At 43.3% G+C, this 15,763-nt stretch carries 13 protein-coding genes and 1 tRNA gene; 5 read left to right on the plus strand and 9 right to left on the minus strand.

The window, feature by feature from the left end; all coding sequences use genetic code 11:
- Nucleotides 1–52 precede the first annotated feature (52 nt).
- From AACR75_RS00310 to AACR75_RS00320, 3 genes are all read left to right on the plus strand, one after another.
- Nucleotides 53–1,030, plus strand: a complete 978-nt coding sequence (locus AACR75_RS00310) for a J domain-containing protein (RefSeq protein WP_047688345.1) — start codon at nucleotides 53–55, stop codon at nucleotides 1,028–1,030.
- A gap of 172 nt (nucleotides 1,031–1,202) precedes the next feature.
- On the plus strand, nucleotides 1,203–1,385 hold the full coding sequence (locus AACR75_RS00315) for a hypothetical protein (RefSeq protein ID WP_010319035.1): 183 nt from the start codon (nucleotides 1,203–1,205) through the stop codon (nucleotides 1,383–1,385).
- Nucleotides 1,386–1,713: 328 nt separating this feature from the next.
- The gene (locus tag AACR75_RS00320; RefSeq protein WP_047688288.1) at nucleotides 1,714–2,112 is read left to right on the plus strand and encodes a 50S ribosomal protein L7ae; all 399 of its coding nucleotides are present in this window, start codon (nucleotides 1,714–1,716) and stop codon (nucleotides 2,110–2,112) included.
- Between the two features lie 121 nt (nucleotides 2,113–2,233).
- On the opposite strand, the gene fabV is transcribed toward AACR75_RS00320, so the two are convergent.
- The 3 genes from fabV to AACR75_RS00335 form a co-directional block, all read right to left on the minus strand.
- A complete protein-coding gene (gene fabV, locus AACR75_RS00325) occupies nucleotides 2,234–3,436 on the minus strand; it encodes an enoyl-ACP reductase FabV (protein ID WP_047688290.1) in 1,203 nt (400 codons plus the stop codon).
- A 177-nt stretch (nucleotides 3,437–3,613) separates the two neighbouring features.
- Nucleotides 3,614–5,896, minus strand: a complete 2,283-nt coding sequence (locus AACR75_RS00330) for an acyl-CoA dehydrogenase (RefSeq protein WP_026028135.1) — start codon at nucleotides 5,894–5,896, stop codon at nucleotides 3,614–3,616.
- Between the two features lie 55 nt (nucleotides 5,897–5,951).
- Nucleotides 5,952–6,578 carry a TetR/AcrR family transcriptional regulator gene (locus tag AACR75_RS00335; RefSeq protein ID WP_010319039.1) on the minus strand — a complete coding sequence of 209 codons (627 nt, stop codon included), beginning with the start codon at nucleotides 6,576–6,578 and terminating at the stop codon, nucleotides 5,952–5,954.
- Nucleotides 6,579–7,025: 447 nt separating this feature from the next.
- Between AACR75_RS00335 and AACR75_RS00340 the strand changes: the two genes are divergently transcribed.
- Complete coding sequence (locus AACR75_RS00340) at nucleotides 7,026–7,919, plus strand: pyridoxal-phosphate dependent enzyme (protein WP_047688293.1); 894 nt, start codon at nucleotides 7,026–7,028, stop codon at nucleotides 7,917–7,919.
- Between the two features lie 28 nt (nucleotides 7,920–7,947).
- Nucleotides 7,948–8,202 (plus strand): DUF1496 domain-containing protein, encoded by a 255-nt coding sequence (locus AACR75_RS00345; RefSeq protein WP_047688295.1) that lies wholly within the window; start codon nucleotides 7,948–7,950, stop codon nucleotides 8,200–8,202.
- An 11-nt stretch (nucleotides 8,203–8,213) separates the two neighbouring features.
- On the opposite strand, the gene AACR75_RS00350 is transcribed toward AACR75_RS00345, so the two are convergent.
- The 6 genes from AACR75_RS00350 to AACR75_RS00375 all read right to left on the minus strand — a co-directional run bounded on the left by AACR75_RS00350 (nucleotide 8,214) and on the right by AACR75_RS00375 (nucleotide 15,741).
- Complete coding sequence (locus AACR75_RS00350; protein WP_047688297.1) at nucleotides 8,214–9,665, minus strand: NAD-dependent succinate-semialdehyde dehydrogenase; 1,452 nt, start codon at nucleotides 9,663–9,665, stop codon at nucleotides 8,214–8,216.
- Nucleotides 9,666–9,815: 150 nt separating this feature from the next.
- Complete coding sequence (locus AACR75_RS00355; RefSeq protein ID WP_017050369.1) at nucleotides 9,816–11,156, minus strand: diguanylate cyclase domain-containing protein; 1,341 nt, start codon at nucleotides 11,154–11,156, stop codon at nucleotides 9,816–9,818.
- A complete protein-coding gene (locus AACR75_RS00360; RefSeq protein ID WP_047688299.1) occupies nucleotides 11,153–12,187 on the minus strand; it encodes an ABC transporter substrate-binding protein in 1,035 nt (344 codons plus the stop codon). The genes AACR75_RS00355 and AACR75_RS00360 overlap by 4 nt, the downstream gene beginning before the upstream one ends.
- A gap of 187 nt (nucleotides 12,188–12,374) precedes the next feature.
- A tRNA-Ser gene (locus AACR75_RS00365) sits at nucleotides 12,375–12,462 on the minus strand.
- A 168-nt stretch (nucleotides 12,463–12,630) separates the two neighbouring features.
- Nucleotides 12,631–13,080, minus strand: coding sequence for an L-alanine exporter AlaE (locus AACR75_RS00370; RefSeq protein WP_047688301.1), 450 nt, complete (start codon nucleotides 13,078–13,080; stop codon nucleotides 12,631–12,633).
- Between the two features lie 237 nt (nucleotides 13,081–13,317).
- Entirely contained in the window at nucleotides 13,318–15,741 is a 2,424-nt protein-coding gene (locus AACR75_RS00375) for a hybrid sensor histidine kinase/response regulator (RefSeq protein ID WP_052190320.1), read from the minus strand.
- Nucleotides 15,742–15,763 lie beyond the last annotated feature (22 nt).

Genomic DNA, 15,763 nt, shown 5'->3' on the forward strand with positions numbered 1-15,763 from the left:
AACAGAAATTAGCCCCACAAAACATGGTGAAAATTTGAGAGTTGTCCTTAGTTTGTGCCTGTTTTTCTCCTCATTAGTATTGGCTTCTCCTGTTGCTGAGCTAACTGCCCAAGCTCAGCAACAAAACTCAAATGCACAATATCAATTGGCGCTGGCTTATCAGCAAGGGGACAAAGTTGCTGTTAACCTAAACAATGCGTTTTATTGGTTTCAGCAAGCGGCGCAGAATGGACACCCCTTAGCCAAATCTAGGCTAGCCAATCTCTATTTAAAGGGACAAGGAACCCCAAAAGACATCCCTCAAGCTCTATTTTGGCTGACAGACTTAGCCACTAGCGGCGATGTGAATGCTCAATTACAACTCGCTAGAACTTACGAAACACTCCCTTCGCCACCCTCTGCGTTAGAATTGTCAGAAATGTGGTATCGCATTGCGGCAAGTAAGAGCAGCCAAGCCGAAGAGGGTTATGCCCGTGTATTGCAAGAAAAATTCAATCAACAACGTGCAAAACAAGTCTCCTCCATCAGCCAATTAGACAGCGCTTTTGACAGCAGCGATGAAGCTGACATGGTGGCCAGCACTGCACCCGTTGAGCACGACTCGACAAGCTCTATCATGACGGATTACTTATCTCTGTTGTTGCTGATGTTACTCCTTTTGATGCTTATCTATCTTTTCCGCTTCTGGAGCCGAAAACGTAAGACTCAACAACACGATAAAAATAGTCAACACCAGCAAGAAATCGAATCGCAGGCCTTTATGATCAAACAGCAAAAAAGGCAGCTTGAAAGCTTATTCAAAGAGATCAAAAGACTGCAAAACAATCATGTGGCTCAATCTCAGGATCAAAAATTACTATTAGCCTGCGCATTATTTGGCTTTAAACCCAGTGAACTTCCCGATGAAAAAAGCATCAAGCTTCGCTACAAGCAACTGTGCAAAATATACCACCCAGATCTTCAAGGCTCACAAGAAGAAATGAAACGACTCAATGGTGCGTTAAAAATCATCCTGCCTCACGTTAAGTAAATGTTACTTTTAATGCAAAATATTACCGCTCGCGATTAAAACACTCGCTAAAGATAGACAACGCAATCGATCTCCATCTCACTTAAAGTAACAAATAGTTAACTTAATTCTCTTTTATATGGGATAATGCGCCGCGAAAATTACACCTAAATCTTCTAGGTGGGGAGAAAACATGTTTACGATTGAAGGTATTTGCGATTGGTGTAAACAACCAAAGCTATTAATAAAACACGAATATATTGATGGGAAATCGCATCACTCATGTGAAAGTTGCAATGAGTTTGCGCGCATGGATGTCAGGCAGTTTAATATTGCAGAGCAAGCATTTCGAGATCGACAGTCACTGTCACATTAGGCATCAATAGCTATACATGAAAAAGCGCCAACACGGCGCTTTTTTACTGCCTGTTTTAAAGCACAACCATTTCAGCGACTATGATAACTTATCTAATTAGTGACGAGACACTGTTACTAGGATACTTACATTGATCACAAAACAGACAGCAGCGCTTTATCTTTGAACAATTTAATTGTTTGCTAAAAATAGTTATTAATCAATAAATTAAAACAAAATCTAACGAATTCAAGCTTGGTTATGCTGATAAATTCAGCAAAAAAAACTTGATCAGTATCTACAACTCAAATACTGTACACACATACAGCATGTATGAAAGGACAGTGTTATGCTTCAAGTAAATTTCGCTTCTCAACTATCAGCTCAGTACCCTTTGGCTAGTGCCCATCGCTCAGTCAATACGATTGAACAAGCCATGATGTCAAAGCTTGCTAAGCTATCCCAGCACCAACAGCAGTGGATCTTATTCACCTCTGAATGTCCTCGACCACAGTATGAACAGTTTGCTTCTTTCAATATACATTGCGACAGAGTGATCCACATGAAACCCTCTCAAACGTTATCGGAATTAGAGATTGTGATTAAAGCTATCCGCTCCGGAAATGCCAGTGCGATAATCGCGTCAAATACTATTGAGCCTATCAACCAACACCTACTCAAGCAATTAGCGGCCGAGCACCACTGTGATGTATTTTTTGTTGCAGGGAAACAGCAACCGTTTCATTGATCGAGAAAATGCTGTTGAGGGTGAATAATGCTGTATTACCCTCCATAACGGCAAAGGCCTAGCACTGTGGCTAGACCTTTGAGATTAGAACATCTTATTGTGTCACTGTGACACCAATGGATTAGATATCAATTACATCGAATGCCACTTCAGTATCGACATCGGCTTCGTAATCAACGCCATCAACACCAAAACCGAATAACTTCAAGAATTCTTCTTTGTATTCAACGTAATCCGTCAGCTCTTTTAGGTTTTCAGTAGTGATCTGTGGCCAAAGCTCACGGCAATGCTTTTGAATATCTTCACGCAGTTCCCAGTCATCCAGACGCAGACGATTTTGCTCATCTACTTCCGGCGCACTACCGTCTTCTTTATAAAGACGTTGGCTAAACATGCGATAGATCTGTTCAATACATCCTTCATGTACACCTTGCTCACGCATTTTCTTAAACACCATTGCGATGTAAAGAGGCATAACAGGAATAGCTGAACTGGCTTGAGTAACAACCGATTTAAGAACGGCCACATTAGCCGTACCGCCTAATACAGAAAGCTGTTCATTCAGTGCCGATGAGGCGCGGTCTAAATCCATCTTCGCTTTACCTAGCGCACCATCCCAATAGATTGGCCAAGTTAGCTCAGTACCGATATAGCTATAAGCCACGGTTTTACACCCTTGAGCCAATACGCCAGCTTCAGCAAGTGCATGGATCCATAGCTCCCAATCTTGACCGCCCATAACCGTTACCGTGTCTGCAATTTCCTGCTCAGTTGCAGGTTCAACACTGGCTTCAATGATGATGTCTTTATTGGTATCAACCGCTGTCGCGGTGTATGTTTGGCCAATCGGTTTCAATGATGAGCGAATCAGTTCGCCAGTTTCAGGTAACTTACGCACTGGTGAAGCAAGCGAGTAAACCACCATATCAATTTGACCTAAGTCTTGTTTGATTAGCTCGATCGCTTTCTGTTTTGCTTGGTGAGAAAATGCATCACCATTTAGGCTTTTAGCATACAAACCCGCCTCGTGAGCAAGCTTGTCAAACGCGGCTGCGTTATAAAAACCGGCGGTGCCTGGTTTCTTATCTGTGCCCGGTTTTTCAAAGAAAACACCGATGGTCGCAGCACCTCCACCAAAAGCGGCGGTAATACGAGACGAAAGGCCGTAGCCACTGGATGAGCCTACAACAAGTACACGTTTCGGTGCATTTTTGATAGGGCCTTGTGCTTTGGTGTAAGCAATTTGTTCTTTTACATTAGCTTCACAACCCACAGGGTGCGTTGTCGTACAGATAAATCCACGAATTTTAGGTTTGATGATCATATTCAACTTCCTTCAAAAATCTCCGCTAGGATAAAAGTTTCGCTCGAAGATCTCACCCTATTTCTTTAAAAACAGGCAGAAATTGCAAGTGGTTGGATCTCTCGTGGCTCAAAAAATCAGGGCACCCGACTAGGATGCCCTGATATATGGTCACACTTTTAGTAACGATATTCGCGACTAAGCAACATGATTAAGCTTTGGCTTTCCCGGCTTATTGGTCATCACCTCGCTCAAGTCATGGCTAAAGTGATCAACTTGAATCGCTTTATAACGCAGTTTGTCTGCGGCCAAAATTTGGTCTACTTCAGTTTGAGTCAACACATTTTCGCTTAAGGCTTGAGCCAATCGCTCAGTCAGGGCACCTTTACGCGCAATTTTACCCTCTTTGGCTGCGCGGAACAGCTTGCGCTCAAGTGCACTGATACCATACATCGCCAAAAACGCTTTTTCCATCAAGCCAACGCTATCGTCTTCCTCTGGCCCAATGTAGCAAAGATGAGTGAGACGATCTCGATGTGCTCCAGGAGTCATTAAGCTTTCCGCCAGTTTGACCGACAGCTCATCGCTAGGTTTGTCATAATGATTGCCCAAAGGGAAGACCAACACCTTAAGTAAGCGCCCAACCACTTTGTTGGGGAAGTTGCTGTACGCCTCTTGCAAAGATTTAGCCGCGTGGTACAAACAATATTGCACCGCGTAGTGCACGTAATCTAAATCAGTTTGTTGGCGGCCTTCATCTTCATACTTTTTCAAGGTCGCTGAAGCCATGTACAGATAACTCAAACCATCACCTAAACGCGCTGAAATCATCTCTTTACGTTTAAGATCGCCACCTAACGTCAACATAGCGAAATCGGCACTCACGGCAAGTGCTCGGCTAATGCGCGTTAACTGTTGGTAATACGCTTTTGTTGGGCCGCTCATCTGCGCTTTGACAAAGCGCGAACCCGTTAATGCAGCACCGAGCGCCCCAAAGGTATTTTTGGTCGCGTGGCTAATGTGCTTAAACAACAGCTTATCGAAATCTTTCGCGCCTTGCTCTGTATCAGGATTAGCCGCCGCTTCCATCTCTTTCAAAACATAAGGATGACAGCGAGTGGCACCTTGGCCAAAGATCATCAAATTGCGAGTTAGGATATTGGCCCCTTCAACCGTAATTGCGACCGGGATACCAAGATAATGTGTTCCGAGGTAGTTCATTGGTCCATCTTGAATCGCTCGACCAGAGTGAATATCCATCGAATCATTTAAAATTGTGCGCGCAATTTCTGTCATATGGTATTTGGCAATGGCGGTCACTATACCCGGCTTTTCTTTCAAATCGAGCGAGGTTGTGGTTAAGGTTCGTGTCGCTTCAAGCAAATAAGTTAAGCCACCGATACGGCCCAGTGCTTCAGCTACCCCTTCAAATTTACCAATTGACATGCCAAATTGCTTGCGCACATAAGCGTATGCACCTGTCGTGCGCGAAGTTAAGTGACCAATCGCCGTACCAAGTGCGGGTAATGAAATACCACGCCCTGCCGACAAACATTCCACCAGCATGCGCCAGCCTTTACCCGCATAGTCAGCACCACCGATGAGCCAATCCATCGGGATGAAAACATCTTGACCACGCGTTGGGCCGTTCATAAACGCAAGACCGAGTGGATCATGTCGCTCGCCAATTTCCACGCCTTTGTGATTAGCAGGGATCAACGCGCAGGTAATACCGATATCGAGCTTATCGCCTAGAAGTTTTTCAGGATCACTGAGTTTGAAAGCTAGGCCTAGCACAGTTGCAACCGGAGCCAGCGTGATATAACGCTTATTCCAACTGAGTTTAATCCCAAGGACTTCTTTGCCCTCGTGCTTGCCGTAACACACCACGCCTTGATCAGGAATGCCGCCAGCATCGGAGCCTGCTTCTGGCCCGGTCAGCGCAAAACAAGGGATATCCGTACCGTCAGCTAAGCGAGGAAGCCAGTAGTCTTTCTGTTGTTGTGTACCGTAGTGAGAGAGAAGCTCTCCCGGACCAAGCGAGTTTGGCACCATCACTGTAACAGCGGTACTGATACTGCGCGTCGCAATCCGTGACACTATGGTGGAGTTAGCGAGTGCGGAAAATTCACGACCACCGTAAGCCTTTGAAATAATCAAAGAGAAGAAACGCTCTTTACGCAGAAACGTCCACACTTCCGCAGGCAAGTCGCGATCTTCTTTCACGATTTTATGGTCATCTAACATAGACAGCAGCGTTTCCAATTCATTATCAATGAAAGATTGCTCTTCATCTGACAAGGTTGGTTTTGGGTAATGATGCAGCTTGGTAAAGTCTGGACGACCTGAAAACAGTTCACCATCCCACCAAACGCTGCCCGCTTCCATCGCCTCTTTTTCTGTCTCCGATAACGGAGGCAAAACTTGCTTAAACAGTTTAAAGGCGGGGTCGCTTATCCATTTTCTTCGTAGAGAGCTCATGATCAGATCCTTTTGTTCGCTTGGATTGTTACTTCTTATAATAGATTTAATTGGGTTAATCAGCCGCAACGCCGGCGGCTAAATAAGGAATAAGTAAGTCGACGACGGCTTTGGCATCCACTTGGTTGCCAAAATCACTTTCGGCAATCTCAGCCAATGCTTGGCTCGACGCCATGGTAAAAACACACGTGCCTAACGTGAAGTGCAAACGCCAGAATAGAGTTTCAGGCGTCAGTTTTGGGTTCGCCTTCATCACTGACTGAGTAAACAGTGACAATACATCGCTGTAGCGTGTGGTGATAAACCAACGCAAATGACCTTGCACATCGGTATAGCCGCGACCAATCAACAACATAAAACGGCTGGTACCATTGGGCCTAACATCATTCAACGCACGTAATGGTGTACGCAATGACTCAAACACTTCCGACATTTGATATTCATCTTGGGAGTTTAACTCCTGCAGCGCTTGTTGAACGGCCGGCATAAATGCTTCTAAATAACGATTCAACACTGCACGCACTAACGTTTTCTTATCACCAAAATGGTAGTTAACCGAGGCTAGATTTACTCCAGCTTTGCTGGTGATAGCTCGTAACGATGTATCGTTGAAGCCATGTTCAGCAAACAATCCCTCTGCAACATCTAGGATTTTTTCTTTGGTACTACTTCTTGGTGCCATTTCAATCACTCGTATCAAACAGGTGTTTGAAATATACTATCGACACAATTGATTAACAAGCAATTAACATCACATTTTTACGAAATGATCGGAGCTGAAGAGTAAAATACAAGTAAGCTAATGAAAGATAAATATTTTAAAAATAAATTGAAAAAAATGGCTTTAAGATGGAACTGATTGTGAAATGCTCAGTCTCAATAAGTGTAGTTAGCAGAGCATTAAGAATTTTACAGGCCGTCAAATTTTTCTTCTTACTGTAACTACCGATATGCTGCTTTTTCTTATTAACTCCTATGTTTATTTGTATCCGCCCAGCGCCTTTTGCTCTGGGCTTTTTTTTGCCGCATGAGAGGCAAAGCAGTAACTGACGAGCGATAAAATCGGCCAACACTGCAATTTTTACTCAGGTCAGTATATACTACGGCCCTTTTCTGCTCGAAAATCATCATGAAACTGTCTGACACCCCCATAACACAACATACTTTTGCCAATAACCGCTTCTATTTAAAACGTGATGATCAACTTCACAGCCATTTTTCAGGAAATAAAGCGCGTAAGTTTATGGCGTTATTGGATAGCGATCTCCCCGGCATCAGCACTTTAATCAGCTATGGTTCGGCGCAGTCGAATGCTCTCTATTCTCTTGCGGCTCTTGCGCGCATTAAAGGGTGGAAATTTGAGTTTTATGTAGACCACATTCCAACGTGGTTACAACAAAGGCCGATTGGCAACTATCGTGGTGCACTGGATTTAGGAGCGCACATCATCGAAGTTAACCCCATCAATATAATGGCCCCCGAGCAGTATATTGATACGATCCGTCAGCCTGATGCTTCATGCTTAGTCGTACCGGAAGGCGGTCGCTCAAAGGTGGCCGAAACGGGCATTAAGCAGTTGGCTCTAGAAATTCTCAACTGGATGAGGATGGAGACAAAAACGCAATTCGTCGTTGCGTTGCCCTCCGGGACAGGAACCACTGCGATCTACCTGCAAAAATATCTAAAACCGCACGGCATTGAGGTTCTGACCTGTGCTTGTGTAGGGGGAAATGACTACCTCATCCAACAATTTGACGAGCTTGAAGAGCGCCAGTACCCTACGATTATATCTACAGAGAAAAAGCATCACTTTGGACGATTGTACGAAGCCGATTATCGGATGTGGCAAAATCTACTTGAGCAGACTCATGTGGAATTTGACCTGTTGTATGACCCTATGATGTGGCAATGTTTGTTACCTTGGATGGAAGCTCATCCAGAAAAAACGGTGATTTATATTCATCAAGGTGGGTTACTGGGCAATGAAAGTATGCTGCCCCGCTATCAGCGGCAATTTGATTAACTACCTCACTATAAATAGGAGATACACCATGCTGAAGTACTGTGTTTGGTTATTATTGATTGCTCCTAGCTTTGGCTACACGAAAGTAATCACTACCGCTTCGCTACCGGTTGTGGTGGCTACAGAAGGTAAAGCTTTGCAACGTGTTTGCTATTATAAGGACCAAGCTTATTCTATCGGTGCAGTGATTCAAGTCGGTGAGCTGTATATGATCTGCCAGGAGGCCAATGATTTTGAAACCAATGGCCCCTTAAGATGGGGGTTACTGACTCAACAAAAATAGTGAGAGGAAGGTTAGTTTAAGCCTCCCATTAGGGTGTATTTCACTTCCAAATATTCGTCTAGCCCCTGCTTTGCTCCCTCGCGGCCAAGACCTGACTCTTTGATGCCGCCAAACGGTGCGACTGTAGTTGATATCAAACCTTCGTTAATACCAACAATGCCGACTTCCAGTGCCTCACTCAAGCGCCAAGCCCGAGCCAGTGACTGTGTATAGCAGTATGCAGCTAATCCAGAATCCGTGTGGTTTGCACGCTCAATTACTTCCTCTTCGTGAGAGAAACGGAACAAAGGTGCAAGTGGGCCAAAGGTTTCTTCTTGAGCCACCAACATCTCTTCTGTCATCTCAGTTAATACGTGAGGCTCAAACAAACGGCTACCGGTTTGAGGCAGAGTGCCATATTGCACTAAAGCGCCCTGCGCGGTGGCATCCGCAATATGTAATTTGACTTTAGCCACCGCCGCATCATTGATTAAAGGCCCCATTGTTACGCCTGATTCCAACCCATTTCCCACAATCAGCTTGCTGACTTTATCAACCAATTTTTTAACAAATTTATCGTACACGCCCTCTTGCACATAGATTCGATTGGCACAGACACAAGTTTGACCAGCGTTACGAAACTTCGCCACCATCACCCCCTCTACGGCGGCATTAATGTCGGCATCATCAAACACAATAAAAGGGGCATTACCACCCAGCTCGAGCGACAACTTTTTGATGTTGTGCGCGCACTGTGCCATTAATATTTTCCCCACTCCTGTTGAGCCAGTAAATGAGAGTTTGCGTACCACTTTGCTGCTGGTTAATTGCTGCCCGATTGCGATTGCCTCTCCGGTCACCACTTGCAATAAGCCAGCGGGAAGCCCAGCACGATGCGCCAATTCCGCCAAAGCAAGAGCAGTAAAAGGCGTATCTGGTGCTGGTTTGAGTACCACTGCGCACCCAGCCGCAATCGCTGGAGCACATTTACGAGTCACCATAGCCGCAGGGAAATTCCAAGGCGTGATCGCAGCAACCACACCAATAGGTTCTTTCGATACCAGTATTCTTGCATCCGCTTTATGACTCGGGACAAGCTCACCATAAGCTCGTTTTGCCTCTTCGGCATACCATTCGACAAAGCTGGCAGCATAGCTGATCTCGCCTTTCGCTTCCGCTAAAGGTTTGCCTTGCTCGTTGGTTAAAATCAGTGCCAGATCATCGCTGTGTTCAACAATCAATTCATACCAAGCTCTAAGCACTCTCGCTTTGTCCGCCGCTGGCTGTTTTTTCCACAGTTTCTGCGCAAACTCTGCACCCTCAATCGCTTGTTGAACTTGCGCACTATCTAGCTGCGGAACCGTTCCAATCAGAGTGCCGTCATAAGGGTTGTAAACGGTTGAGGTGAGCGAGTTGGATGCACAAACCCATTGACCATTGAGATAACATTGTTGTTTAAAAAGTTGAGGATCACGAAGCTGCATGACAATGCTCCTAGCGATGAATAAGGGGGAGAGAACAGGGTAAAAGGAAACTGAGTCAGGTTCAATTGATAAACGGTATTATTCAGGGATTGCGACTATCTACTCATGCATCAAGCTCGACACGGCCACTCCCTATACAGAAAAATGGTGTTAACTCACCACGTCTTCCACTGTAAAAACTCCCCTTAGGGGATCAATGTTTTGACAATAAGTGTTACCCACCACCTCTTTCGCTTGATACATCGCCTCATCAGCCAAGGCCATTAAATGGTGCATACTATTGGTTTGTAAGGGGAAATAGCTGATACCGACACTAACACCAACGGTTAGGCTTTGCCCTTCAAACTCAATGGGCAGCCCTAAGCATTTGATGATTTGTTTGACTTTCTCTGCGACAAAGTCGTACTCATCAATCAGATCGAGGCACACTACAAATTCATCGCCTCCAAGCCTTGCCGCAAAATCAGATTGGCGGATACTGGCCTCTAAGCGAATCGCGATTTGCTTTAAAATTTCATCTCCCGCGCAGTGGCCTTGAGTGTCGTTGATAGTTTTGAAATTGTCCAAATCAATGAAGAGCAGCGCTAACTTCACCTTAGTCCTGTTGGCTTTTACGATGGCGTTATCCAACAACTTTTCAAACGCTCGCCGATTAAGTAACCCCGTCAACGAATCATGTTCAGATAGAAACTGAAGCTGATCTTTTTGGATTTTTAACTCTGAGGTTTGTCGCTCAACCTCTAATTGCAATTCATCTTTTGTCACGGTTGTCGTTTTTAGTGAGACCTTCATATGGTTAAAAAAGTCAGCCAAAGCTACAAATTCAATATCCAGATTAACTGGTTCAATCTTGCTTTCAAGGTCACCATACGTCAAAGCTAGGATACCTTGTTTAATTGACGCAAACCCTCTTTTGAAACGTTTCAAAATCAACCACGCAATGCCACTCACTAAGATTGAAAAAAATAATATTTTCAGTGCACTCAACATCAAGGTCATTTGTTGACTCTCAATGCTTTTTGCTAAGACTGATTTTTGTAAGTAAAACAACTCTTCAGTCATATTTTGCACGAGCATATTGTAACGTGAATGTAGCAGCCCTTTCGCACTAATTAAAGAGTTAATTTTTTCTTCATGGTATTGATTAGTAAGCTTTTTTTCTTGTTTCAGTAAGACAGAAAGGCTAGAATTCATGCGTTGTAAGTTTTCAATATGTTTGCCCATCATCTTATGATTAAGCAGTCTCTTGGAGAGGCTTTGCTGAGCAATATCAACCTGGTCCAAACTTGATACATCAGAATACTGCAGGAAAATCCAAAGTTGGCTACGCAACAAATCCACACTCAATTGGATCTGCATAATATCTTCTAGATCTTTTTTTGTTTGCTCTTGTTCTTTAAGTAAGCCCCACAGAGAAAAAGTGATCAAAAGGATTAGAAATGCCGTGGATGCGAACAATAATGTCAATTTACGTACAATCGAACTGATCATTTTATCGATACCTTAGTACGTAGCACTTCCTCGATCGGCTTGGAAGCAAGCACTGTCCGAAAATCCGGCTTGTCGCCCGTAACCATACCAGCCTCAATCGCCCATCTTGCTTGAAGCTGTAAGTTAGATAAAAGTGCATTACCTAACGACAAACGAAATACATAATCATTCCAAGACCACTCGAGTTGGGGTAACGGAATATTTAAGGCCTGTGCAATCACCTCTCTCGATTGTTCAGGATTGAGGTTAATCCATTCATTAGCCTCTTTTAATGCGCGTAATATTGCCACTATCTCGTCATGCGCCTCTTCGACGGTTGCTTTCATCGAAAGTAAATTAAACGACAAATGATAAATACCAGATAGCCCAAGGTTCAATACATCGGATGGTGCAGAGGTTTCAGTTTTATAACCGTAAGGTTCCCAAACAGAAATAGCATCAACTTGTGAGGAGAATAATGAGTCATTTAGCGCTTCTGGTGGTAAATAGACTTTTTCAACAGCCATCTCTTTCAGGTCACTGGCAATCAACAATGAATCAAAGTAAAACTCACTGGCACTCGCCTTAACGATGCCTACTTTTTTACCTTCCAAGTCACTCAGGTTAACAATGCCTAATCGCTCTAACGTGAGCAGCTTTAAATCGTTATCTGACTCAACAAAACTGGTTAATAGTGCAAAATCATTACGCTGGAAAAGCTTAAACATAACCACCGACTCAGAGGCAGTCGCATAGTCTACATTCCCACTAAACAAAGCTTGAGAACAGGCCACACCTCCAGAACAGGGCACTAGTTCGACATTCACCCCTTGTTGTTCAAAAAAACCCAAACTTTCGGCAATAATAAAGGAGGAAGAGAGTGGCGTTTGCGAAACCGCTATTCTTACTTCTTTACGCTCTTCAACACGGCTAGCATCATAAAAATGACCAAGTTGCCTATTAAAAATAGCAATAGTGACTACCAATACAACAATAGCCACTGCAACTTTATGAAAGGTCTGAGCTTTGTGCTTTTTCGTAACCATAGCCAATAATTGAAATTAGTTTTATATATGACAGTTTAGCTCTGAATTGGAATTATTTTTGAGTGAATGGCTATTTAATAACTTTTAGCAGGGGATGCATTGAGATTTTTTAGATTAAACAGTGAGTTAAGCTTGAGTTGACATGGTATTTTACGCAGAAAAAGCCGTAGACGATCGTCTACGGTTTAGAATATGGCGGTGAGCAAGAGATTCGAACTCTCGATACGTTGCCGTATACACACTTTCCAGGCGTGCTCCTTAAGCCACTCGGACAACTCACCAAATTATATTGTGGTTAGCGCATTTGGCTAACGAGGCGCTAATTTAATGATTCTATAAGATTAGGTCAAGCCAAAATAATAAAAAAGCCCACCACTTTGGTTCGTTTGACTACTTATTGACTTATTTGATGAAATTCAATACAAGCTTTTCTTCAGTGAGTGTCACGATTAGGCGCTACGATGATAGCCAGGGACACGGAACCAACGGCGGCACATATCTAAAAAATAGCCATAGAGAACGCCCATTCCACACGACACAATGGCATTGCTTGATACTGCGGTTATGATCTGCTCTGTAGATGCGCCTACAGCCCATAGAATGGCGGCATAGACAGGAGATTGAAATAGAACGTAAGCAACCAAATCCGAGACATTCTTCATTAAGCCAGTCTCAGACCATTGACGTCCCTGGTGCAGAATAAAGTCACGAAATAAGCCATAAGGCCATGCTATTGCGATATTAACTGGGATAGACAGTGTACGTGATGCTAGCGACTGTTCGAAGGTCATTCCAGAGATGAAAATTTCAATGATCATGCCTGATATAAAACAAAAAACAACCATTGCAAATGTGTCCGCCGCAGCATGACGAATACAAAATGGGCCACGAGCTTTCATTACTTCCCTCTACACAATAGATATAACTATTAAATATGCCAATCAGCAATACAGATACCTAGAAAATAACAACAAGCTAGATAATGAGGGAATTAGAACACATATTTTGTAGATTTAGTGACCAATTTTAATTAACTTAGGTAAATTTATAACCAATTTTGAATCAGAAACTAGAATCTAACGCTATTCTTTAAATTCCTGTTACAACGCATTCTTACTAAATCTTAAAATGGTTATTTAATTACAAAAATCGGAAAGCAATACCGTTAGCAAATCGACTTGCTGCTGTGTAGGTAACTGGTGTTTTTCTAAGCTTGTTTGGGTATCGATTAACACTTGATGAATATGAGTATTTTCAATCTCCGGCAACTGTTGTATCAAACGTTGAATCATGGCTAATGCAAGTTCTATGTTTTGATCTTCCACGGCCATATAAAACGTCACCAATGATTCCTCTGCTGAGCCTATCTTTAGCGGCATAGAGGACTCTGGATGATATTGATACAGTTTTTCGACAAATTGGAAAAGAGCATCATCTAATTCATTGTCATCAATGGGTTTGGTGACAATATAATCAGCACCGGCCGACAACATTCGCTCACGAGTTTCTTTGAAAACATCAGCAGTACAACCAAAAATGAGCACATTACGTTGCTCCCCAACTAAGATCCGAATCGCAGACACCGCTTCTACGCCATCCATTACGGGCATATGGTTATCCATCAATATCAGGTCATAATTCCCGCCAACAACCGCTTGAATTGCCAATTCACCATTCTCAACACAATCGCATGTAAACCCTTTATTCTTCATAAAGGTTTCGATGATGATAGAGTTGGTCCGGTTATCTTCCACAATGAGAGCTTTCAGTCCTTGGTAATTAAGCTTGCGACGTGGCTTGACTTCAATGGTCCCGGGCGTCGTTATTTCTATCGCTAGCATAACGTGAAAACTGGTACCAATTCCTAACTCACTGGTTACCGTGACTGTCCCATCCATTAGCTCTACAATTTGTTTTACAATCGCTAAGCCCAACCCCGTTCCACCAAAACGCCTTGTCGTCGATGATTCAGCTTGTTCAAATGGGCGGAATATTTTTTCCTGAGCCTCTTTTGCTATACCTATCCCCGAATCCCGTATCCGAATAGAAAGATACCGTTTATCTTCCATCTGCTGCTCTTTTAGAGTCACTTCGACAAAGCCGTGAGAGGTAAACTTAACCGCATTATTCAGTAAATTAAACAGAATCTGTCTCAATCGTGCTTTATCTGAGTAATACCAGCGATCGTGAACAATATCGCTGTAAATCCTAAACTGCAGTCCTTTTTCATTGCATAAGGTATGGTAAACACTGTTAATGCTACCAATCAGTGAATCCAAGGGGAAACGGGTGTTATCAAGTTCTAATCGCCCTTGTTCAATCTTGGAGAAATCGAGAATTTCGTTAAGCAGCACCATCATGTGCTCGCCAGACTCATACAGACTATTAAGGTGTTGCCTCTGTTCTGGGGAAAGCTCTGTTTTCAATAAGATTTGCGCGGTTCCTAAAACACCATTCATTGGAGTTCTGATTTCGTGTGACAGAGTTGCTAAGAAGGCACTTTTGGCTTGAGTGGAAGCTTGAGCTTTCACTTTTTCCGCTTCAAGATAAACGGTTTTTTGGTTAAATGAATCGATAAGCTGGCGGATCTCATCTTGGCTTCGATACGGCATATCGATAATACCGCCTTGTTTAGAATCACTCACTTTTTTGGCTATGATGGTAATCGGTTTGATCACATATTGATTGATCAAGTAATAACCGATCATAACGCAAACTAAAAGGATTGGAATGATACTCCGTTCGACATTCATCACCAGATCAAACACTTCGTCATTCACTAACCGATGGGCATTAATAACATCAACTCGCCATTCAAAATCACCAAAACCGAAATGACTTACGTTAGCTTCTTCACGTATTATAAAATTATGTTCAGTGATCAGGGAGCCCCCCGAATCACTTAAGGATACGCCAAGGTTATAAAGCTCCGCTTGACTGGCAATAAATGTGGCTAACCCCGCCAATGACAGATCGACTGTTGCTACTCCAGAAAATTCACCGTTAACGTAATAGGGCGATGAAGCCGTGATCATCTGAACGTGCGTATAGGCATCGACATAGACTTCTGACCATACCACACTACCGACAGGCTTTTCTTTTGCTGCGTTGTACCACTCTTCGTTATCGTAACCATACGCTTCTTGATTGTTCCAAGAATGCAATTTGTCGACTTGACCGTCAGCGGCCCGATTATAAAACAGGCTACTGTATCGCTGCGATGCATTAATACTGTAGGGTTTCGGCCATAGCCCACCACTGACGACAACATCATCAAGTATAGTGAACAGCGAAGAGAGCATTCTGTCTTGCTCAGCTTGGTTAGTTGCAGCTTGCCCAAGGCTGACAATGCTTTGGAGCACACCAATAGAACGGTTGAGAGGTTCGCGAATTTGGGCTGATAACACTTCTGCACGAAGATCTAAATTCTGTTTTAATTCAGCTCGTAGTGGCGCTTCGACAATCCAATAAGTGACGGTACCTGTGATCGCAATAAAAAAGCAGAGATAAAAAGAAAGGGCGATAATGCTCTTCTTCTTCAATGAAATAGGTGCTCTCATAAATCCTTTCAATTTTTTCTTT

The organism is Vibrio sp. ZOR0018, assembly GCF_963865925.1.
Classification (GTDB): domain Bacteria; phylum Pseudomonadota; class Gammaproteobacteria; order Enterobacterales; family Vibrionaceae; genus Vibrio; species Vibrio anguillarum.